Here is a 24,604-nt window from a genome sequence, read left to right as displayed (position 1 = left end):
CGATAGTGGGAGGCGTAAACAATAATATCACTGCGGACTATGGCTTCATAGGAGGAGGAGATAACAATGCTGTTACGGCTTCCGGTGGAGCAGCCTTTGGAGTGTCTAATCGAGTGAGCGGATTTAACGCAGTTTCCTTTGGATCTCAAAATACAGTATTGGGAGAAGGAGGTGCAGCTTTTGGAAGGAATAATAGATCCAGTGGTATAAGTTCGACTGTATTTGGAGAAGAAAATCAGGCACTAAATGGAAATGCAATAGCCGGAGGATACCAAAGTTATACGAATGGAGGTAGTTCCATAGCGATAGGCTGGGCCGATTCAATAACTGATTTTGCAGTAGGTGCAGCGATAGTGGGAGGCGTAAACAATAATATCACTGCGGACTATGGCTTCATAGGAGGGGGAGAAAGTAATTCGGTTTCAGCCACTGGTGGTGCAGCATTTGGAGCTTCTGATACCGCATCGGGTTATTTGTCATTTGCTGCCAATAGAAATAATCGTGCTTCGGGGAATCATTCTGCTGTATTTGGACAATACAACAGAGCCCCTTCCTTAAACGAGTTTGTAGTGGGCATGTATGCCACAAAATATACCCCTACAAGTCCCAGTATTAGCAATGCAAATGACCGGCTATTTGTAGTGGGCAATGGAATAGATGAATCAAACCGCAGCAATGCCATCACCGTTCTAAAAAGCGGAAATACCGGAATTGGCCATGAGACACCTGTGAGCTCTCTGGATGTGGACGGAACTCTTGGAGTAAAAGTCAAAACAGGTTTGGCAGCAGGGACAGATAATCCGGATGAGGAGGCCGTTGTTTATATTTACTCTGGGGGAACAGGCAGTATTGCGCTTCCCACAGCATCTAGTGTGACCAACAGGGTTTATACCATTGTAAACTCTACAGGCGGAGTCCGAACGATCACTTCTTATGTGAATTTAAATGGCGCTAGTGTTTCAAATATTGGAAATGGAACTTCTATTGAAATTATCTCTGATGGTACGAATTGGTATCAGATCAGATAATTTTTACACTTTTTAAACCTCAGGAATTATGAATAAATTAATTTTCTTAATCGCACTTTCCTAGTGCTCTATTAAAAAAAGATTTGCCAAATATGTGCAAGTTTTTATCTACACTTTTCACTTCTTTATTATTCCTGTAATTGTTTGTGAGTAAATGTTTTTGATAATTAACCTTGATCGAAACCTTGATTTTTACCTACACTTTTTTATTTTTTTATCCTCCGTCAAATATTAATAAGAGCTAATTTTGTCTTGTCGCTTAAAGCAATATCTCACCAATTAATCAGGCATTCAATTTTATTTTACCTCAATTTATTATCCTATGAAAAAGTCAATTGTAGTAAGTCTTGTGGCATTTATTATGCTTTCTTTTCAACTTTTCTCACAAGCCCCCGAATCTGTCAATTACCAGGCCGTCTTGCGCAATAGCAATGGCGACATCATTACCAACCAAAGTGTAAGCCTGCAATTCACGTTGCGAAGTGGTTCTGCTACCGGTGCTTTTATATATGTGGAAGACCACAGCGTACAGACCAATGCATTTGGTTTGGTTAATTTGCAGATAGGAACCGGAGTGGATTCCTTCGGTACTTTTGCCAATATAGATTGGGGCAGCAGTGAATATTGGCTGCAAATAGAAATGGATGAAAATGGCGGCAGCAACTACACGTTGTTGGGCAGCACCAAACTAATTTCAGTACCCTATGCCCTACATGCCAAAACTGCCGAAAGCGTTATCAATGCAGACGATGCAGATGCAGACCCACAAAATGAGTTACAGACTTTAGATCTCAGATCTGATACATTGGAAATCAGCAATGGCAATTATGTGATTCTGAATTCAATGGTCAATACCGATGATCAGAACTTAACATTGCAAAATAATTCTCTTTCCATCGAAGATGGAAACTCAGTGGATTTATCATCCTATTTAGACAATACAGATGCACAGGTTTTGAGCATCTCAAATGACACCATATACCTGGGCAATGGAGGGTTTGTGAAATTACCTTCGGGAGTAGTTGATACAGATGATCAGGCTTTATCACTTTCTAATGATACTTTATTTCTACAGGATGGCGGCTATGTAATCCTGCCAGAAAACTTCAGTGGGGATTACAATGATTTGGCAAATACGCCCAACAACCTGAGCGACTTTAGCAACGACCTTGGATTTGTTACCACCTCAAATGATCTTGATTCCGACACTACCAATGAGCTGCAAGACCTGCAAGGCTTCCTCACTGGGTCGGAACTGACCATCGCCATCAATGACGGGGACTCTGCAAAAGTCAACCTGGCAGCTTTGGTTGATGATGCCGATGCGGATAGCACCAATGAACTTCAATTATTAAGCCTCTCGGGCGATACTATTTTCTTGAGCGATGGGGGAAGCGTGATTTTACCAGCGGGAACAGTGGATACGGACGACCAAACCTTGAGCATCAGCAATGACAGTCTTCAAATCGAAGATGGCAACCGAGTGGATCTTTCGCAATACCTGGACAATACGGATGCGCAGGTGCTTTCCATCAATGGCGACACGGTATTTTTGAGCAATGGTGGCTATGTTGTTTTACCTGAAAACTTCAGTGGGGATTACAATGATTTGGCAAATACGCCCAACAACCTAAGCGACTTTAGCAACGACCTTGGATTTGTTACCACCTCAAATGATCTTGATTCCGACACTACCAATGAGCTGCAAGACCTGCAAGGCTTCCTCACTGGGTCGGAACTGACCATCGCCATCAATGACGGGGACTCTGCAAAAGTCAACCTGGCAGATTTGATTGATGATGCAGATGCCGACAGCACTAACGAATTACAAATATTAAGCCTCTCGGGCGATACTGTTTTCCTAAGTGATGGAGGTTATGTGGTACTTCCAGCAGGTACGGTGGATACCGATGATCAGACTTTAAGCATAAATGGAGATACACTTTCCATTGCAGATGGGAATAGCGTAATCCTTACAACCGACACCCTTTCCATCATTTCCGATGCCGACAACGATACCAAAATACAAGTAGAGGAAAGTGCGGATGAGGACATCATCCGCTTTGATATGGCGGGTACGGAATTCTTCAGGATGGACAACGGCAGGTTGGAAGTCTCGAATACCGGAAGATCCGTATTCATGGGCCAGGGGGCCGGGGCCAATGACGATTTTACGGACAACAGGAATGTGGCCATTGGGCATAATGCCCTCAACAGCAACACCAACGGCCGATGGAATGTGGGTGTGGGGTACGAGACATTGAAGAGCAATACCACAGGAACTTTCAATACAGCCATCGGATACCAAACACTTGACGAGAACACGACCGGAGATGCTAACTCCGGATTTGGAGATGGTGCACTCACAAGCAATACTAAAGGTTTTGGCAACAGCGCGGTGGGAAATAGCACGCTGGCCTTTAATACTAACGGCAATCAGAATACCGCCCTGGGACGGTATGCTTTGCTGAACAACTCCACAGGAAGCTTCAATGTGGCAGTAGGAGCTTCTGCGCAATTACAAGGAACAGGACAACGGAACACTTCGCTGGGCTACAGAGCCGGATATAACATGAATGGGCTGACCAATGCCACCGCGATTGGTGCCGATGCGGAGGTGGACTGCGACAGTTGCCTGGTGCTGGGCAACGCGGCCAAGGTGGGCATCGGCACTTCCACCCCCGACACCACTTTTCACCTGGTGGGCAAAATGAAATACGTGGATGGCACACAGGCCGGTGGCTATGTCCTCACCAGTGACAGCGCAGGCAATGCCAGTTGGCAAAACGCAGTCTCAGCAGCAGATACCATTTGGGGACTCAATGGGAATGGAACGGGAGTTTATTCGCTTCTGGGCAATAATAATCAGGCAAGCGGAACTTCATCTTTTGCGGTCGGAAGGAATACAACTGCAAGTGGTGATAATTCCACAGCCATGGGATTCAATACAATGGCAATCAGTCAATATTCCACAGCCTTGGGCTACAATACAGCCGCAGGCGGTTATAATTCCACAGCCTTGGGCTACTATTCAACGGCAGGCGGTTATAATTCCACAGCCTTGGGCTACAATACATCCGCAAGCGGTTGGAATTCCACAGCCTTGGGCTACTTTTCAACGGCAAGCGGTGAAAATTCCACCACCATGGGAAACAATACAAATGCTAATGGAGAGTCATCAACAGCCATGGGATACTATACAACGGCAAGCAGTGACTATTCCACAGCCATGGGATACAATACAAATGCTAATGGAGAGTCATCAACTTCCATGGGGCGTTCAAGCACCGCCAATGGTAACAGGTCAGCAGCCATCGGGTCGGAGGTATTAGCAGAGGCTCATTACTCCATCGCGTTAGGCAGGGGAGTGAATACATTGGGAGAATCTTCCGTGGCCATGGGATGGGGGTCAAGAACATTTGCTGCGGGTGAGATAGCCCTGGGCTCCTTCAATACGGAATATGTTGCCAACAATAGCGCCAATTGGAATGCGACTGACAGGGCTTTTGTGGTAGGAAATGGGGTGAACAATGCGAACCGATCTGATGCCATGGTCATCCTGAAAAACGGTAACACGGGTTTTGGAATATCCACTCCCGACACCACTTTTCACCTGGTGGGCAAAATGAAATACGTTGATGGCACACAAGCCAGTGGCAATGTACTTACCAGCGATGCGAATGGCAATGCCAGTTGGCAGCAGCCACAAGTATTTACAACGGATACGCTATCCATCATTTCCGATGCCGACAACGATACTAAAATAGAAGTAGAACAGACCGCAGATGAAGACCACATTCGCATCAGTGTAGCAGGCACAGAAGCCCTTACCATTGATAACTTGGGCAACAGCGGCTTTGGCACCAGCACACCAGATACCACGGTTCATATCGTAGGTAAACTGAAATATGAAGATGGCACGCAGGGCGATGGCTATGTGCTGACCAGCGATGCGGATGGGAATGCCAGTTGGGCTGAAGGTGGAAGTGTTACATACACCGTAGGCGACTTTGCCCATGGCGGTATTGTATTTTGGGTTGACGAAACCGGGCAACATGGACTTGTATGTGCCAAAGAAGACCAAAGCGCAGGAGTAAGGTGGTATGCAGGCACCCATGGCAATACGCAAGCCAAAGGAGATGGGCCATATGCAGGAAAAGCTAATACTTCAATTATCATCGCTGCACAAGTTGCCATAGGTGATGATGGTAGCACTTATGCAGCACGTATTTGCAACGAATTGCAAATTACCGAAGGTGGTAAAACTTATGGCGATTGGTACTTACCTTCAAAAGAAGAATTAAATCTAATGTATCAAAATAGAGTAACTATAGGTGCTACCGCAACAGCAAATTCAGGCAGCGGTTTTGCTAGTGCCTACTATTGGAGTTCTACCGAGTACAATACCAACAATGCGTGGATACAGATTTTCTACAATGGCAACCAGGGCTACTACACTAAGCACAACACAATTAGAGTTCGTGCTGTTCGGGCTTTTTAGCTATTTGACAATTTCAGGTCAGGCTGAGGCACATTACTCCATGGCGTTAGGTAGGGGAGTGAACCCTGACCCCATGGATTTTTATATTACGGTAATCAATTAAAATTCAGCAATAAAAAGTGATGGGTTTTAAATAATTTAGCCTGCTATGCAACTGCAGCAACTGATAGAAAAATTAAGCAAGAAGGAACTAAACGATATTGGCAAAATTCTGAAAGGAAAAAAGCAGAGTGCGAAACAGCTGCTCTTATTTAATTTCATTGTAAAATGCTTATCTAAAACAATTGAAAAAGAGGAAGTATTTCTGAAAATTTTCAAGAAACCTTTTCAAAAAAAATATGACTACCAGTGGAAAAATGAAGTGCGGGGACTGAAAAACACCATTTATGATTATCTAGTAGAAGATGAATTCAAAAAATCATTAAAAGGAGAGGAAGCAGTAAAAGGTGAGCTGCTGCTAAAAGCCCTTTCTAGAAGGAGAGTAAATGGCTTGTTTGACATAGAGAGTAGAAAACAGCTGAAAAAGGTTCAGGTTAAGCATGAGCCAGATTGGCTGACAAAACTCTACGATCAGATCATTAAGTTTCACGGGGGTAGTAGTTACAATAGTTCCATGTCTCTTGAGGAGCAAATAGAACTATTGGAAAATTGGCAGCAACAGGAAATAAAAAAGATGCTTTATAATATTCGGCAAATTGAATCTTCAAGAGCCTACCTCAAGCGATTGATAGCAACCAAGGCAGATTCTTCAAAATCTTTTTATCAGGAGCTGAAACAAGACGAGCTGAATACAATTGATTTGTCTGAATATGAAGATGAAAAATCAAGGTATTATGAGCTATACAAAAAATCCTATTTGCTAAGAGGTGAAAAAAGATTGGAAGTGATGAAAGAAGCGCTTGAACTAAGGAGAAAATTTAAAGAAAACTCTATAGATCAAAATATTTCAGAAATCCAACTGCTCTCTAATATTGCATCAGCTTTATCAGCTATGGGAAAATTCAAGGAAGCCAATAAGTATTTAGATGAATCGCTCCAGAAAGCAGAAGAATTTAAAATAGACCCGCCCGAATCGACCGATTACAAGCGTATTTACAATCTGTTCTTTGCAGGAAATTACAAGGATTGTATTCAGTTTTTTGAGCAAAATGAAGCTGCTGTTAAATCCAGTCTCTTCTATTACCACAGCATTTATATTTACTGTATGGCGCAATTGTTTTTGAAGCAAACAGACATACCGATGCGCTATGCCATGGAGAAACTTTCTTCTCACGAAAAATTCAAGCATACTTGGAGATACCTCATTATTATTGGTTTCATTACAGATGGGAAATTGGATGATGCTAAGCGTGAGCTTCAGAGCCAGAGAAAGATGATTTTGCAAGATGATCTATCGCGCGATTTTGATTACCCGGTGGAGTATTTTTTCGAGCAATATTTTTCAGCAAAAGAAAAGAAAACAAAAAATAGACAAACTGATTACCTAAATTTAAAGAATGAAATTTCAAAGGCGGGTGAAAATCTTCAATACACTTCCTTAGCAACTTATTGGCTTATTCAGCAACTAAAAAAAGAAACATTATGAAATATCTTTTAGCAATCTTAATCAGCTTACCAGCATTTTTATCAGCACAGAGCATCGAAAGGCAAGTGATCTCTGGTCAGGGGGCTTCTTACAGCAATGGTTCAATTCAACTAGACCAAACAGTTGGAGAAACAGTAATCACGACCGAAAGCAGCAATAATATCATCATTACCCAGGGATTCCATCAGCCCGAAAGCGATTTAACCATCAATGTGCCTGAGATTGAAAGGGCGGTTGAAATGAAAATTTACCCCAACCCGACCAGTAGCCAAGTATTTGTGGATATTACTAAAGTGGAGGCTGAATCCATCAATATTCAATTGATTGACCTGAGCGGAAAATTATTGTATCTCAAAGAGGGAGTCGCTCCCCTTGCTACTAAGGAAAGTATTGACATGACGCCCTTTGCCACGGGTACCTATATTTTACTGCTAAGAGATGAAAAAGGGCAGACGGTAGAAAATTTCAAGATTGAGTTGTTGCGCTGATTTGTTTTAAACCCCTAACTGGCACATTGTAGCAAAATTCAAACACACAAAACTAATTGTGAGGGTTCCAAATCCTGTCAGAATTTCCTTCCTATCTCCCAAAAGCCCCCACCATTATCACGCGTGGTAGCCTGCACAAAAAACCAAAAACATACAATCACAAGTACTCCGTGTATAATTCCAAAGGCCTATATGCAAAAATGTGCGACAAAATCTTTTGATTTGTAATAGACTAGCTCGGGGAGGCAGATATACCCACGAGGTATTTAATTTAAAAGGGAAATATTTTTGATTTCGAGAGAAGCTTACCTGCTGGATTCAGGTTTTAATCTCGATTATCGAGTAAAGAAAACCAAAATAAATGGCCCTGATCCTTTTTGACGGAAAAGAACGCGAACAACTTTTACCCCTTACTTATACTCGACCGGTAGCGGAACTCCGCATCGGCATTCTTAAAATCTCTGAAAAATGGGAACAGCACCTCGATCAAAAAGCCTCCTTTTTTACGCAGCCATACCTATCCGAAAAGTTTCCAATAGATGCATCTGATAAATGTCTTTTGGTCAATGGCAGTGTGTGTCCGGATGAAAAACTGGTGGAAACAATAGATAATTTAGACAGAGGTGTTTGGTTAATAAAAGAAGAACAAAAAATTGCCCTGAAACTCAACCGGGAAGACCTGCCCGCTTCGCTCGAAGATTTGTTAGGCCTTGAATTGAAAACCCAAAATTATGAGGCTGAAATTTTTGCCATCAATCACCTGTGGGATATTTTCAATAAAAACAATATAGCCCTGGAATCTGATTTTGAGCTCCTGACCAAAGGCCGTAGTTCGGAATCCATTCCTGCCAGCAATCAAATTGTCGGAGACCGGATATTCCTCGAAAAAGGCGCAAAAGTGAATTTCACTACATTGAATAGCACAAACGGCCCCATATACATTGGAGAAAAGGCAGAGATTATGGAAGGCGCAATGATCCGTGGTGGATTGGCCCTTTGCGAATCAGCAGTGTTGAAAATGGGCGCAAAAATATACGGAGCAAGTACTTTTGGCCCGCATTGCAAAATTGGCGGTGAAGTGAATAATTCTGTTTTTCAGGGCTTTTCAAACAAAGCACACGATGGTTTCCTGGGCAATTCCGTGATAGGAGAATGGTGCAATCTCGGTGCCGATACCAACAATTCAAATCTAAAAAACGACTACGGTCCGGTAAAAATCTGGAATTACCCAAAGCGATCATTTGCCAATACAGGCTTGCAGTTTTGCGGCTTGATGATGGGCGATCATTCCAAGTGCAGCATCAACACCATGTTCAACACAGGAACGGTTGTGGGCGTATTCGCCAATATTTTCGGCAGCGGATTCCCGCGCAATTTTGTGCCTTCATTTTCCTGGGGCGGTTCCAGGGGAATGATCGAGTACAATCTCGACAAGGCCTTTAAAGTAGCCGAAACAGTAATGTCCCGCAGGGATAAAGTGCTGGACGAAAAGGAAAAAGCCATATTATCTTATATTTTTGAGGTGACAAAAACTTTTCGCGCAAAATGAACAGACGCATACTGGCCGGCAACTGGAAAATGAACACTACACCAAAAGAAGGGGAAGCCCTGGCAAGGGAGTTGATGGAGTTTTTTAGCGAAAACAATCCTGAATTCCCGGTTTTACTTTTCCCTCCGGCTACCCACCTGGCCAATATTTCAAAAATTACTGCTTCAATTCAAAATTTGTCAGCAGGAGCACAAAACGCCCACAGCGAGGAAAAAGGCGCGTTTACCGGAGAAATATCTGTGCCCATGATCAAAGAAGCTGGAGCCGAATATTTGCTAGTTGGTCATTCTGAAAGGAGAACACTTTTTAATGAAAACGATGATTTTTTGCTGAAAAAAACAGAACAGGCTTTGAAGCAGGGCCTAAAAGTAGTCTTTTGTTTTGGTGAAGCCCTGGAAGCAAGAGAGGCAGACAATTATCTCTCATTTGTACAAGAGCAGTTGGAGAAGGTAGTTTTCAAACTATCGGAAGTAAACATGGGGAATATAGTTTTGGCCTATGAACCAATCTGGGCCATTGGCACCGGTAAAAATGCACAGCCCGAACAAGCGCAGGAAGTACATGCCTTTGTGAGAAAAATACTGGCAGAAAAATACGGAACGAAAATTGCCGAAACTACATCTATACTTTACGGGGGAAGTTGCAAACCTTCTAATGCCAAAGCGATTTTCGCCCAAAAAGATGTGGATGGCGGCTTGATAGGCGGTGCTTCCCTTAAAGCAGAAGATTTTATTCAACTTTATAAGCTGCTAAACGCAAAAAACTAATGGCCTGGAAAGCATATTATATTTCTCCATTGAAAGATGATAAAGCAGAGCAAATGTCCTCATTGCTTTTTAATCTAGGAGCAGATGGCATTGAAGAAGATGAAGCGGGTATAAAAGCCTATTTTGAAGACAGCAATCTGTCTTTTGCCGAGATAGAACTGGAAATAAAGGCACTTCCGGGAATAAATGGCTGTAGTATTGAAAGTAGCCTAATGCCCGATACCAACTGGAATGCTGAGTGGGAAAAAAATTACGCTCCGGTTTTGATTGATGACAAAGTAATGGTTCGCGCTTCGTTTCATCAACCCGACCAGAAGTTCAGTTACGATATTCTAATCGATCCTAAAATGTTGTTTGGTACAGCGCATCATGCCACAACTGAATCTATGATCAGGGTAATGCTCGATATTGATATGAAAAGAAAACGAGTGCTCGATTTTGGCTGCGGGACAGCTGTGCTGGCTATTCTGGCTGAGAAAATGGGGGCAAAAAATGTTACAGCCATTGATTATGATGAATGGGCTTTTGAAAACAGCAAGGAAAACATTGCCAAAAACCATTGCCAAAAAATAGATTTGAAATGTGGCAATGCTGAAGAATTGTTAGAAGATAAATACGATGTAATTCTGGCAAATGTGACGCGCAATGTGATTATGAGCAATGCCCATACGCTTAAAAAGCATTTAAAACCATCCGGGTATTTGTTGTTGTCGGGTTTGCTTGAAGCCGATGAAGCTCCAGTGCTGGAAAAAATTGAAGGATCGGAATTGAAAAAGTTAACTACATTAAAAAAAGACAATTGGATTGCCATTGTTTTAAAGGCAGCATAAACTGAAAATATGAAGAAGCTATTGTTTTTAATTGCAGCAGTATTTTTTCTGGCGAATGCGCTTAATGCACAGGTATTAAAAGAATTGCCTGTTGAAAAGGAAGACTATCTGAAAGAATTGGAAAACTACATGAAAGCCACAAAGCGGGATGATTGTAAGGAAGTCACTGAAATATTTCTGGAAAACATAGAACTGGGCAAAATTTCAGATGCAGACATCGATAAAATAATTGTAACCAACAACCTGATGTTGGAAAAAGCCATGCGCGCCTATCCGCATTTCCACGATTATCTGAAAACAGTGAACATGCTGTTTCTTTCTGAAGGCAACCAAAACAAGTTTGATGACTGGACAAAAGTATTAAATCAAATTATTGAAAGTGCCAGGCGCGGAAGCAGCAAGGATTTTTCTGCTTATATAGAATTTTCACAAGCTTTTTTTTCCGGGCAATACTTGTACGAAAGCCGGGGAAAATCATGGAAAATTACATCCCGCGACATTCAGTTGCGCTATGATTCTGTACCCATAGTTATTGTTTCCAGTCCTGTGGACCTTATAGGGCTTAGTTCAAACGATACTGTTATTATAGAAAACACCAAGGGCCATTATTTGCCATTGGAGCAAATGTGGTTTGGCAATGGTGGTCGTGCCGACTGGTCAAAACACGGAATGGATAAAAACACGGTGTATGTGGTGCTGGAAAAATACAATTTCGAACTTTCCAAGTCCGACCTTACGGTTCATGATGTAGAGTTTTACAACAAAGAATATTTTGACTTTCCCTTAAAAGGCGTTTATGAAAACAGATTGCTCACTTCAGTGACCACTGCTACTTACCCAAAATTCACTTCTTACCGAAAAGACCTTACTATTAAAAACCTGGGCGAGAATATCCGTTATTTGGGAGGCTATGCCCTGGAAGGAAAACAAATTGTAGCTGCCGGGAGCGATACTTCAAAAGTTCAATTGCTTTTTATCGATGCCAACGGAAAAAAATCAGTAAGCTTAAAATCAGATCGTTTTTTGATCAAGCCGGGAGATGAATATGTAAGTGACGATGCTGAAGTATCTGTTTACCTTGGTGGAGATTCTATTTATCACCCGGGACTCAGTGCCAAATACAGAATAGAAATAAATGAACTGTCCCTTTATCGAGGAAATACAGGATACAGCAAAACGCCCTTTTTCGATTCCTATCACAACCACGAAATTGTGGCCGATGTACTGGTTTGGAAATTAGACGAGCCCACCATTGATCTGAAAATGATGACTGGTGCAGGTAAAAGCCCTGCTGTATTTACTTCTGCAAATTTTTTCCAAAAAGGAGAATTGGAAAAATTTCAGGGTATTGCTGATTACAACCCCATATCAGAATTGAAAATGTATGCAGAGCGCAATGGAATCAGGGAGTTTTATGCAGATGAGTTTGCCAAATCCATCAATCACAACTACAGTGAAAACACAATCAGACGACAGCTTTACAAAATGGTAGAAGAAGGCTATATCCATTATGATGATGCTACAGGAATTATAAAAGTAAAAGACAAAGTTTTCAATTATGTATTTGCCAATGCAGGGCTGAGAGATTACGATAAAATCCGTATTGCTTCATTTAGTTCTAAAACAAACGCTCAGATCAATCTTGAAACCAGCGATATTGATATGGAAGGCGTGAGTATCATAACCATTGCAGATTCGCAGAATGTGTATCTCTTTCCAAAAGATGAAAAAGCAACGCTGAAAAAAAACCAGGACATTGCTTTTTCAGGAACAACTTTTGCAGGCCGACTCGATTTTATTGGAGAGGGATTTTATTTTAACTATGATTCTTTTAAAGTGGATTTAACGAATTTGGCATCTGCTACAGTTAATATTCCTACCGGTGAAAAAGACAAAGACGGGGATGAAATATTCAAACCCATGAAATCCAGAATTGAAGGATTGACAGGTTATATGATTATTGATGAACCGGATAATAAATCAGGAAAAGATCGCAATCCTGAATACCCGATTTTTGTAAATCAGGATGTTTCTTTTGTTTATTACGACAAAGCATCCATCTATGACAGCACCTATCGCAGGTCTGATTTTTACTTTGAGCTGGAGCCCTTTGAGTTTGACAGCCTCAATACTTTTGATGCCTACATGTCCAACCTGCACGGAAAACTGGTATCAGCAGATATTTTTCCTGATTTTGAAGAAAAACTGCACGTACAGAAAGACCTCTCTTTCGGCTTTACCAGGGGCACACCTAAAGAGGGATTTCCGCTTTATAAAAACAAAGCTACTTATTACGATAGCATTCACCTCAGCGACAAAGGCCTGATCGGAAAGGGCAAGGTAGATTACCTTTTTACCAGTTTTAGTTCAGACAGTATTTTGTTCACCCCCGATTCGATGAACACCATTGCAGATACCTTTCACATGGAGCAATCAGAACATCAGGGCGTAACTTTTCCGCTTGTTTCAGCCAAAGGAAATTTTATTCATTGGCTGCCCTACAAAGACAGTATGTTCCTGAAAAGTCTTGAAAACCCTTTTAAAATGTATGAAGAAGGGGCCACGCTTGAGGGGGATTTGCTCTTTACCTTAAAAGGATTGAAAGGTGCCGGGGAGTTTGAGTTTAATGAGGCTGCCCTAACTTCCGAACAGTTTGCATTCCAGTCGCAAAGTCTTTTTTCTGATACAACAGACATGCAGATAAAATCACTGGGAGGAGAAGAAGGAGTGACATTTGAAACGCCTAATGTGCGTGCAGATATAGATTTTGAAAAGCGTTTTGGCGAGTTTAAATCCAATGATGAAGGAATTCCCACCCAATTTACCAATAATCAGTTCCGCACGGCCATCAATGAATTTACCTGGGATATGGAAGCCAATATTCTTGTGTTTTCCGCTCCTGCCGGAAGTCCAGGCTCCGAATTTATTTCTACCCATCCTGAACAGGACTCTTTGAGTTTTTTGGTAAAAACAGCCACATTTGACATGAGCCAATCAACTATAGCTCTGGAAGGGGTGCCTGAAATCCGGGTGGCAGATGTATCAATCGTCCCCGATAGCAATAAGGCCAAAATTATGCCCGGGGGTAAACTCGACACCTTGCGCAATGCAACTGTGCATATTGATACTTCCAATAATTTTCACAAAATCTATGAAGCGGACATTGTAGTAAATGGCCGGCTTGATTACAAAGGAAAAGGCCTGGTGGATTATCAGTATCCCGATTCCGAACCACAGGCCATATTACTTGATAATATTTATGTAACAAAAGAAGAGCAGCGCAGAAAGACTTTTTATAAAACAAAAGCCGAAGGGCTGATTGAAGAAACCGATTCATTTCTGCTGGATGAAATGCTGGAATATCAGGGGAAAGTTTTTCTGAATTCTGAAAGGAAAAGTCTCGAATTTGAAGGACTTACACGTCTGAGTATTTCAGATACAAGCTTGAAAACCGATTGGTTTGCTTTTAAGGATACCATTGACCCAGAATCCATTTTTATCCATTACGATCATATGAAAAATCCGCAAGGCGATACACTTCTAAGCGGATTGTATTACAATGCAGGAGATACTGCAGGTATCAAAACTTACTTGTCTTCTCCGGGAGCCTCACCTGATGACCATACCATTATTCAAGCCAATGGCGCTCTGCAATACGGCCATGATAAAATGGCTGTTTATTTTGGAAATGAGGCCAAATTATTGGGTAAGCAAAGAGATGGAAACATTGTTCGCTATTTTGAAAAAGAAAAGAAAGTAGAAGCTGAAGGAACTTTTGATTTTGGGCTCAAAACACCTCCAATTAATATTAAAAGTGCCGGAAAAGCTGTCAATGACCTTGAAGAAAGAACCTATCTTTTCTATTCTTTACTTGCTTTGGAATTACCTATTGATAAGGAGTTGATTGAGACTTTTGCAGGAGATGTCAATGCGTTTAGTTTCGATCGACCGGATAATAATTATATTGATGAAGAATTTTACAATACTATTTCTGAATTTGTAAAGGATAATAATCAAAAATCTTTTATTGAAAACATTGAAAAAACCGGTCAATTTGAAAAACCTAAAGACCTTAGCAACTACACTATTGTATTCAGTAATATTGAATTGATTTGGGATCCAGAGCTCAGAATTTACAGATCTACAGGCACCCTGGAATTGGCATATGCAGGAGACCTCGCCATCAATAAAGAGCTTAAAGGTTTTGTAGAACTGGGCTTGCGTCAAAACAATGATTTTTTCAATATTTATATCGAGTCAACTTTTGATGATTGGTATCATTTTGCATACAAAAACAAAACGCTTCAGATCGGTACTTCCTCTAAAGATTTCAATACACTACTTGGAGCTATTTCGCCTGAAAAGAGAACGAGCAAACTCGATGGTGATGAGTTTTTCTTTTATACCCTTGGTACCTATGGCAATATGCAGTCTTTTGTATATCGTATGCGCATGATTGAAGAAGGTACTTTTAGTGACTCCATGTTTACCATGCCCGAACCGCCTACGGTTGAAGAAGAAATGGAGCAGATCAAACAGCAATTGCTCGAAGAGGAAGAAAAAGGCAATGTGGTGATGCCCGGATCCGATGAAAAAGAAGAAAAGAAAAAGAGCAAAAAAGGCGATGAGTCACTTGACCCCATTTCTGAGGCCATTAAAAAACAAAAAGAGAAAGAAGCATTGGAGCAAAAGAAATCCATTTTAGAACAGCTGAAAGAGGAAGAGGAAAAGCTGAATGAAAAAGAAGGTAAGAAAGAGGAAGCTCCTGATGCGCCTGTTGAATCAGAAGAAGCAATAGAGCAGGAGCCTGAAAAGGAGAAAGTGCCCGAAGAAGAACCTGTTCCGGAATCCGAAGAATCTTCTAAAAAGAAAAAGCAAAAAGAAGAAATGCCTGCGGAACCTGAAAAAGAGATGACTCCCGAAAATTCAAGTGCCAATGATGAGATGGAAACTAATGAACCTGAACTAGAAGAGGAGCCGGCTAAAGAGGAAACACCTGTTGAGGAAGAAACGTCAGAAGAAGAACAAATTCATGAACAGGAAGAATCTTCCAAAAAGAAAAAGCAAAAAGCAGAAAAGCCTGAGGAATCTGAAAAAGAAATTGCTCGTGAAGAATCAAGTACGGATGAAGAAGCAGAAACTGATGAACCTGAATTGGAAGAGGAGGCGGCAAAAGGGGAAACACCTGTTGAAGAATCCGGTTCTGAGCCCGAAGAATCTGATGAAAAGAAAAGAGAAACGAACCCTGAAGAATCTGCTATAGAGGAATCTACAGAAGTTGATCCAAATAATAATGAGGAAACGACTGAACCTGAAAAAGATAAGAAGTCTAAAAAGGAGCGGAAAAATAAGGATCAGGAAGAGGAAGAATAATCTCAAAACAAATGAATTCAGTTCCTTTGGGCTTGTAGGTCATACATTAGAATTTGGATTATGCATCCCATAAAAATTTAGCGTAAATTAGACTTCTGAATAAGCCAATTATAGTTTGAAATGAAGTTTTTTTACTTGAATTTTATCCGGGCAATTGCATCGATATGTATTGTTTTTCTTTCCCTGCACGCCTTTTCCCAGGGAAATATGGTTTCCATTACAAGTACTGTCCCCGGTGAAATGACGGTTTGTGCACCTCCTCAGACTTTTGAAATTGAAATTTACAATCCCTCGCCCTCCTTGCTCAGAAATATTTTTCTTACGGCAGATATGCCCGATGGTATTTTATATGAGCCGGGAAGCATTAATGGTGCCACTGAGTTTGACATCTCCGATCTTTCACGCCCTATTTTCGAGCTGAACAATCTACCCACCCTTAATAAAATAACATTAAGTTTTGAAGTCTCGGTTTCCTGCGACATCATCAGTTTTGTGGCAGCAGGCAACCTGGTAGAAAACTATATCCGGGTAGATTACAGAGCGCGAAATTTGCAAACTTACGATGAACACACTACCAATATCTATTCAATTCGCCAGCCCAACCTTTCCATCACTTCCATCACCAACCAAACTTATTCAGGCAATACGGGCGATATTTTTACCCGCTGCATTACTATTTCCAATGGCGGCCTGGGCTCATTGAGCGAATTTACGCTCACTGAAGACCACGGTGATGGCATTCAAATCAACAGTGTGGATATGGGAAATTGGGTCAATAATGGATTGACAGAAACCATTACACTGGGCGCGGCAGATTTTGTGCAAATTGGTGACGGGGATACTTTGTTTGACAGTGGGGAACAAATCGAAATTTGCCAAACGGTTGAGGTAGTCAATTGCGTATCTGTAGCTTCTGAATATGAAGCAGCCTGGGGATGCTTTTCCGAAATTTGCCAGGCTTCCAATTCCAGTGCCAATGTGGTGTTTCCCAATTTAACGCCCAATTTGGTGGTCAGCCACAGTACTTCAATGAATTCTTGTTTGGGAACAGCCACGCCCAGTCAGCAATCACTAACTATAGAAAATACCGGGCAGGGCGATGCGCTGGATGTGATTTTGGATATATTCCAGGCTGCAGGGGCAAATTTCACTACCGGGCTTCGTTCCAGAATTGATGAAAACAGTTTTACCATTCAATTTGGTGCCGGTTCTGTTGACCCCTTGACACCCACTTCCACATCAAATAATAGTGCCTATTCCTGTCTTGCGCCCAATCCTAAAGCCAGAGCTTTTTTAGATATCCCCGTTATTCCAGCCGGAGAAACAGTTTATATCCGATGGGATTCCTACAGTTGTTGCGTACAAAGCTGTGGTGGAGGAAATGGGTCAAGAAATATCAATGGCTGGAAATATGCTGGCTCATATACCAATATCTGTGAAAATGATTATTCCATAGCAACTACTCTGGCAAGACATGATCGGCAACTTTATGGACAACTGGCCAATAATGGTTCTCCGGCAACAATGAGTGCCGGGCAAACAGAAGCTTTCAGTTTTATTTTCACCAATTATGGCAATTCCTATCCCAGTGGTCCAAATCGCTACTGGAAATTTGTGGTTACCCTGCCACCCTGTGTAATCTATGCCGGAAATATGGAGCTGCGCCACAGAAATGGAGCTGCCGTTTGGAATCCAGGCAGTGTTACCCCTAATGGAAATGAGTTGGAAGTAATTTTCAATGGCAGTCCCCCTTTTAATTTGCACCAGGCTGCCTTGAATTTTGATTTGAGTGTAGATTGCGGCACTTGTTCCTCCGGTGGCTCGGGGCAAGTAGAAGTAGAATCTTTTTATGCGCCCAATGGAAACTGTCCCTGCGAAGTAGCACTTTCCTGCCAAAGCAGTCCCTTGTCCGTTGTTTGTCCCCAAAGCTGCGAGGGCATGACCATTGCTTCTTTTGATATTTCACGAAGCAGCTATGGACAACCTGACAACAATGAAGATGGACTGCCGGATGCCGCTCCTGCCACGCTTGATTTTTCATTGATCAGAACCGATAGGGCCATGTTTGGCGATACGCTCACTGCCGATTTCAGGGGAGCGGTCAATACCAGCCTGAACAATCCCACTTGGGAATATGCCTATGCCAGGAACCAGATTACCAATGGCAATAGGGTCAGTTTTGTGGGAGCGGAATTGACCATTAAAAGAGGTCTGCAAACTTTCACTTGTACTGATTTTACACCAACTGTAAATACAGCAGGAACAACAAGAACTTTTGATTATGATTTAAGTGCTTCGGTATTAATAGCTCAAGGCTGTGTACCGCCCGGATTTGAATACCTACAGGGCGATTCGGTGATATTCCAACCGCAGTACAAAGTAACTTCCAACCCGGGGGGAAATGTTTTGGAATGCGATGTGGACAATGAATTTTACCTGAGCCCTGTGGCCAATCCCACAGACAATTCCGACAAATTCTCCTGCAACCTGTTTCAGGGCAATTTTTCCATTGTGGGCTATTATTTTACCAATTGGGGACCCAATGATTACAATATTTCAGCTTGTCAGGAAATCACCATTTCACAAAATTATTACCTGAGCATTGGTCCCTGTTGCCAAAATTATGCTGGGGGAAATTTCTTCCCTTATGAATACCGCTACTGGGCACATATCCAAACACTGGAAGTTCAGCCGCCTGCTGGTTATGAATATATTTCAGGACGCTTTAACCACAGAAGAACAGCAGGGAATGGTGGTCAGGATGTTCACCCTTGGATCAATGTCAATCCCGTAGATCCCAATGCGCAAAGGCTGGAATTTGAAGTGGAACAATATTACGAAGCCTTTGGTGGCACTATACCTTTCAGTGATGATGGGTTTTACGGCTCCATTCAAGTTACCTTTTCTCCAAGCTGTGCAGTTGTTCCCAATGTGGCTTCCAATATGGGCTATTATTGGACTTTTGGCGAAAGCGATTATCTTAATAATTCCAATACCGGAAACAATCAAAACAGAACCAACCACGATTACATTACCTATCAGGGGCCGGAACTGTTGTTGCAATCTACTCTGCCTTCCGTTTTGGCGCCCAATAGATTGGCAGAGTGGGAAATTTCAGTTTCCAATACCACCAGTTCTGATGCATTGAACTCCTGGCTTTCGGCACCCTCAAGCAATGGCATTACAATAGAGGAAGTTTATGATTTGGACAACAACCAGGTCATTCCAGACAGTGGGGAAATCTACCAAATAGGTACTGTTGACGCATCTGATGTGCGAAATTTCAGGATCAGGGCTTCTTATACCAGTTGTAATTCAGCAAGTATTGATTTGCATACCGGTTGGAATTGCAATGCGGGCTATCCGGCAGATTTGGCCGATTACCCCTGCAATACGGAATCCATCACCTTAACGGTTACCCCGCAATCGCCCACCCTTGTGGCCAATGTATTCAGTCCACCCAGTGCCGTGGATTTGTGCGATACGGCAACCTACACGGTGGAAGGTGAAAATATCCAATTGGGCACGGCCTATGATTTGAGCCTTACGGTCGTATTGCCCGTTGGCGTGACCATTGTGCCTGGAACAGCACAAATGGAATATCCCCCCGGCAGTGGCATGTCGATAATTCCCGATCCTGTGTTTTTGGGTGGTACCATGTGGGAATGGGATTTGTCTTCCTATGATTTACAATTGGATACCGCAGGTTTAAAAGGTTTGCTGAGTCAAAATTTAAATACCGTTACCGTAGATTTTCAGGTGGAAACGGGTTGCGATTATATTTCCGGTAGTTTGATCGGTTTCAATTTTCAGGGAGAAAGTGCCTGTGGACAGGTAACAGGACAGGAAATTACGCTTTCCTCGCAATTGACCATTGCCGGAGCAACAGAACCTTATTTTACGGATATTGATTTGACAACTACCTATATTTCCCCTTGTAATGATGCCTCGGAAATGAAAGTATCCATCGTGAATACCGGGCCCCTGGATTTTGGCCCCACCGATTCCATTTATATTGATTTGCCGGAAAATGTAACATTGATTCCCAATTCCTTCAATGGCATTTATAATGCACCTGCACATAATAATCCATCTACCACCATGCTGAACAATCGACAAAGAATTGCCTGGTCGATGCCACAGGGTACTGCGGTAAACGACAGTGTGGTCTTTAGTTTTGAATACGAGGGGGATGCAGCTGAGCTTTCCTGTGATATTTCAGATTTTGAGGCCACGAGCATCAGTTCCAATAATATTCTCTGTGTGGTCAGCAATCAGCCCTGTGATATTCGTGTGGTAACGGGTTCGGAAAGCCTTCCTGTTTACACCTACAAGGCGAATTTGCAATTTGCCTCAGCTACTGCCATTGCCCAGCCTGTGAGCAACTCTACCGAACAAGTGGATTTTGATATTGTGCTGGAAAATTTCGGACAGACCATCAATGCGGGCAACAATACCATTTTGAATTACTATCACGATGCGGATGGCAGTGGGGATTTTTCTCCCGGTGATGTGCTTTTGGCAAGTGATACCATTACACAGCAAATTTCAAATGGAGGCACTTATTTTCACAATTCTAGTCATGTGTTCAATTCTGGGGAAACCTGTCCCATTGTAGTGCAGATTGATCCGCAAGAAACCCATTGTGTGTGCAATGGAAATCAAACCCTGATCAATGATATTCCCCTGATCAATGCAGGAATGGACAGCACAGTATGTTCGGAAGAATCTTTTGAAATGGGTTTTGCAAATTTCAATGGCTACAGCTATTCCTGGAGTCCCGCTGCGGGCTTGAGCGATCCCAATATTGCCAACCCGATTTTTTCCATGCCCAATAATGGCAGTGTGGCAGATACGCATCTGTATATTTTGACTACGGATATGGGCTTGTGTAATTCCATCGATTCGGTAAGGGCAATCGTCAATCCTTTGCCAACGGTAAGTTTTAGTGGATTGGATGTCGAATATTGCGTAAATGAGCCCGAGGCTGCGTTAACGGGAAGTCCCGCAGGTGGCACTTTTGCTGGAACGGGCATGAGCGGAAATATTTTCAGTCCTGCCGATGCAGACACTGGTACGCATATCATCAGCTATACCTATACCGATGGAAATGGCTGTACGGACAGCAGTCAGCAGCAGGTAATTGTTCGGCCTTTGCCGGTAATCGATGTAGCTTCCTTTGGCAATATTTGCCTGGATGCCGATCCTTTGGTTTTGACACAGGGCACGCCTGCTGGAGGTACTTATTTTGGAACGGGTGTGAGTGCTGGCGAATTTGATCCTGCTACTACTGGATTGGGCACACATACCATTTATTACACCTATACCGATCCGGTTTATTCCTGTACCGATACTTCGAGCAATACCATAGAAGTGCGCCCGCTACCGGAAATTGCATTGGATACGATTATAAATGTAACATGCTTTAGCCTGGAAGATGCGGAAATCCAAATTTCTGCGAGCAACGGCAATACGCCTTATGATTTTGAATGGTCGAATGGAGATCAAACCCAAAACCTGCAAAATGTCGGGGCTGGAAATTATTATGTCATCCTCACGGATCAATATGGCTGCGTGGATTCTGCGAATTATGACATTACAGAGCCAGACAGTTTGATTGGAACAGCTACTGTTTTGGAATATCCCGGAGGAAATAATGTAAGTTGCCTGAATGCAACAGACGGACAAGTGGATGTGGCGACAGTAGGAGGAACGCCTCCTTACAGTTATAATTGGTCAAACAATGATGTTGGTATTCCATTGGCAAATGTCGGTGCTGGAACATACACCCTAAGTATCACAGATATTTACAATTGTATAGATACACTTCAAGTCACCCTCACAGAACCAGACACGCTTATTAGTTCACTTTCTGCATTGACTTATATTGGCGGAAATAATGTAAGCTGCTATGATGCAGAGGATGGGGAAATCACTTCAAGTATCACAGGCGGAACGCATCCCTATTTCTACGATTGGTCGAATAATGACAGCGATTCTATCATTGATAATTTGGCTGCGGACACTTATTATTTGACCGTAACGGATACCAATGGCTGCGAAACCCAAAACAGCATTGTGCTCACACAGCCCGATTCCATTTCCATTGACACCACCATTGGCATTGTGCATTGCCTGGGTGGCAGCGATGGTAGTATTGAGTTGATTCCTTCGGGAGGCATTGCCCCCTATACCTACAATTGGTCGAACAATGAAACGACCCAAACAATCGACAGTCTGAGTGCGGGTATTTATTCCGCAACGGTTACGGATGAAAATGGCTGCGAGCAGTACATTACGGTAGAATTGGAAGATGGCTATCAATTGGAAACCGATATGAGTTGGGTAGATGTGACTTGCCACAATTTTGAGGATGGCACAGCAGAAGTTACGCCCACCAATGGATCGGCACCTTACGATTACGATTGGTCCAATGCAGCCCAAACACCCGATATTGCCAATTTGGATACGGGCATTTATACCGTTTTGGTAACCGATGCCAATAATTGCGAAGCTTTTGATACGGTGCAAATTTCACAACCGGACAGCTTGCTGGGAACGGCCGATATTTTAGAATATCCCGGAGGAAATAATGTGAGTTGCCTGAATGCCACGGACGGACAGGTGGATATTGCCACCACGGGCGGGACATTGCCCTATGCATACAATTGGTCCAACAATGATGTGGGCATTCCGCTGGCGAATATTGGTGCGGGCAATTATACTTTGACCATCAGCGATTCCAATAATTGCAATTATGTGATTGATGTAACACTCACCGAGCCCGATTCCCTGGTCAGCAGTCTTTCTGATTTGGAATATATTGGCGGAAACAATGTGAGTTGCTTTGCTGCGGAGGATGGGGAAATCACTTCAAGCATTACGGGCGGAGCGCATCCCTATTTCTACGATTGGTCGAATAATGACAGCGATTCTATCATTGATAATTTGGCTGCGGACACCTATTATTTAACCGTAACCGATACCAATGGCTGCGAAACACAAAACAACATTGCCCTCACACAACCCGATTCCATTTCCATTGACACCACCATTGGCATTGTGCATTGCCTGGGCGGCAGCGATGGCAGTATTGAGTTGATTCCTTCGGGAGGCATTGCGCCCTATACCTACAATTGGTCGAACAATGAAACGACCCAAACAATCGACAGCCTGACTGCGGGTATTTATTCCGCAACGGTTACGGATGAAAATGGCTGTGAGCAGCACATTACGGTAGAATTGGAAGATGGCTATCAATTGGAAACGGATAGGAGCTGGGTAGATGTAACTTGCCACAATTTTGCAGACGGTACAGCAGAAGTTACGCCCACCAACGGATTAGCACCTTATGATTACGATTGGTCCAATGCAGCCCAAACGCCCGATATTGCCAATTTGGACACGGGCATTTATACCGTTTTGGTAACCGATGCCAATAATTGCGAAGCTTTTGATACCGTGCGTATTTCACAGCCCGATAGTCTTTTGAGCTCTATTAGCGGAATGGATGTCAGTTGTTTTGATGGCTCGGATGGAGAAGCTTTTGTTGTAGTGGAGGGCGGAACCGAACCTTATACCTATGCTTGGAATGTTTCGGGGGCCGCTGCCGAAATTTCGGGATTGTCCGAAGGAAATTATGCGGTAACGATTACGGATGCCAATTCCTGTAAATCTTATGAGGAGATTGCCATCAATCAGCCGCAGCCCATGTGGGTGAAAACCGATACTCCGGTATATGAAATTGCGCTGGGCGATGAAGTGGAAATTTTAACGGATTTCTTTGCCAATGGTCGTTTCATTGACCGCTACGAATGGACGCCTTCCGATGGTTTGGATTGCGACAATTGCGAAACTACGCTTGCCTCGCCCATAGAGGAAACGCTTTATACGCTTGAAATAACGGATGAAATGGGCTGTAAGGCAGATACTAATTTCATTGTGAAAATCAAGCCGGACAAGGTTTTTTATATTCCCAATGCATTTTCTCCCAACAATGATGGCAAAAACGATGAATTCCGGGTTTATGCCCTGGGCGTAGAGCGCTTTCACCTACAGATTTTCGATCGCTGGGGCACCCTGGTTTTTGAAACCCGCGACATTGAAGAAGGCTGGGACGGTCGCTATAATGGTAGGTTGCTAGAATCCGAAGTTTATGTCTATCGCGTCTATGCCGATTTCCTCGACAAAGACCTGATCAAAAGGGAAGGGAGCTTGACGCTGTTGAGGTAGGATGTGCAGGTTGATTACATCAAAAAAACCTCTACAAAGAATCGTCATTGCCTGCCCGACTATAGCCATGCAGGCGGGCGAATTTTTCGTAATGCCTGCCCGAACTAGGACAGGCGGGCATTCGGGCGGGAAATGAAGAAAAATGTGGCAATCTCCCACCAATCAACGATGCTTTTGCCCTGATTGCTTGTGAGAGTAATACCAAATTAATTGTGTAATGCCGCATATATTCCTTATCTTTCCATGATGGG

At 42.7% G+C, this 24,604-nt stretch carries 10 protein-coding genes; 9 read left to right on the top strand and 1 reads right to left on the bottom strand.

Annotation, left to right across the window (positions count from 1 at the left end; translation table 11 throughout):
- The 9 genes from WD048_06190 to WD048_06150 form a co-directional block, all read left to right on the top strand.
- Nucleotides 1–1,028, top strand: a 1,028-nt coding sequence (locus tag WD048_06190) for a hypothetical protein (protein ID MEX0811786.1), incomplete at its 5' end; no start/stop codon positions are given.
- 322 nt (nt 1,029–1,350) lie between these two features.
- The gene (locus WD048_06185) at nt 1,351–5,529 is read left to right on the top strand and encodes a DUF1566 domain-containing protein (protein ID MEX0811785.1); all 4,179 of its coding nucleotides are present in this window, start codon (nt 1,351–1,353) and stop codon (nt 5,527–5,529) included.
- Nucleotides 5,530–5,677: 148 nt separating this feature from the next.
- Nucleotides 5,678–7,114 (top strand): tetratricopeptide repeat protein, encoded by a 1,437-nt coding sequence (locus tag WD048_06180; GenBank protein ID MEX0811784.1) that lies wholly within the window; start codon nt 5,678–5,680, stop codon nt 7,112–7,114.
- Entirely contained in the window at nt 7,111–7,602 is a 492-nt protein-coding gene (locus WD048_06175) for a T9SS type A sorting domain-containing protein (GenBank protein ID MEX0811783.1), read from the top strand. Before WD048_06180 ends, WD048_06175 begins: the two co-directional genes overlap by 4 nt.
- A gap of 361 nt (nt 7,603–7,963) precedes the next feature.
- On the top strand, nt 7,964–9,151 hold the full coding sequence (locus WD048_06170; protein ID MEX0811782.1) for a GlmU family protein: 1,188 nt from the start codon (nt 7,964–7,966) through the stop codon (nt 9,149–9,151).
- A complete protein-coding gene (gene tpiA / locus WD048_06165) occupies nt 9,148–9,918 on the top strand; it encodes a triose-phosphate isomerase (protein MEX0811781.1) in 771 nt (256 codons plus the stop codon). The genes WD048_06170 and tpiA overlap by 4 nt, the downstream gene beginning before the upstream one ends.
- Nucleotides 9,918–10,748 (top strand): 50S ribosomal protein L11 methyltransferase, encoded by an 831-nt coding sequence (prmA, locus tag WD048_06160; protein MEX0811780.1) that lies wholly within the window; start codon nt 9,918–9,920, stop codon nt 10,746–10,748. Before tpiA ends, prmA begins: the two co-directional genes overlap by 1 nt.
- A 9-nt stretch (nt 10,749–10,757) precedes the next feature.
- Nucleotides 10,758–16,121 (top strand): hypothetical protein, encoded by a 5,364-nt coding sequence (locus WD048_06155; GenBank protein MEX0811779.1) that lies wholly within the window; start codon nt 10,758–10,760, stop codon nt 16,119–16,121.
- A gap of 120 nt (nt 16,122–16,241) precedes the next feature.
- The gene (locus WD048_06150) at nt 16,242–24,353 is read left to right on the top strand and encodes a gliding motility-associated C-terminal domain-containing protein (protein MEX0811778.1); all 8,112 of its coding nucleotides are present in this window, start codon (nt 16,242–16,244) and stop codon (nt 24,351–24,353) included.
- Nucleotides 24,354–24,384: 31 nt separating this feature from the next.
- Here the strand turns inward: WD048_06150 and WD048_06145 are convergent.
- A partial coding sequence (locus WD048_06145) for a hypothetical protein (GenBank protein MEX0811777.1) occupies nt 24,385–24,604 on the bottom strand: 220 nt, incomplete at its 5' end.

The sequence above is a fragment of the Chitinophagales bacterium genome (assembly GCA_040877935.1).
In the GTDB taxonomy this organism is placed as follows: domain Bacteria; phylum Bacteroidota; class Bacteroidia; order Chitinophagales; family CAIOSU01; genus JBBDNB01.
The sequence above is the reverse complement of the archived record's forward strand: the minus strand, read 5'-3'. Positions and strand labels throughout refer to the sequence as shown.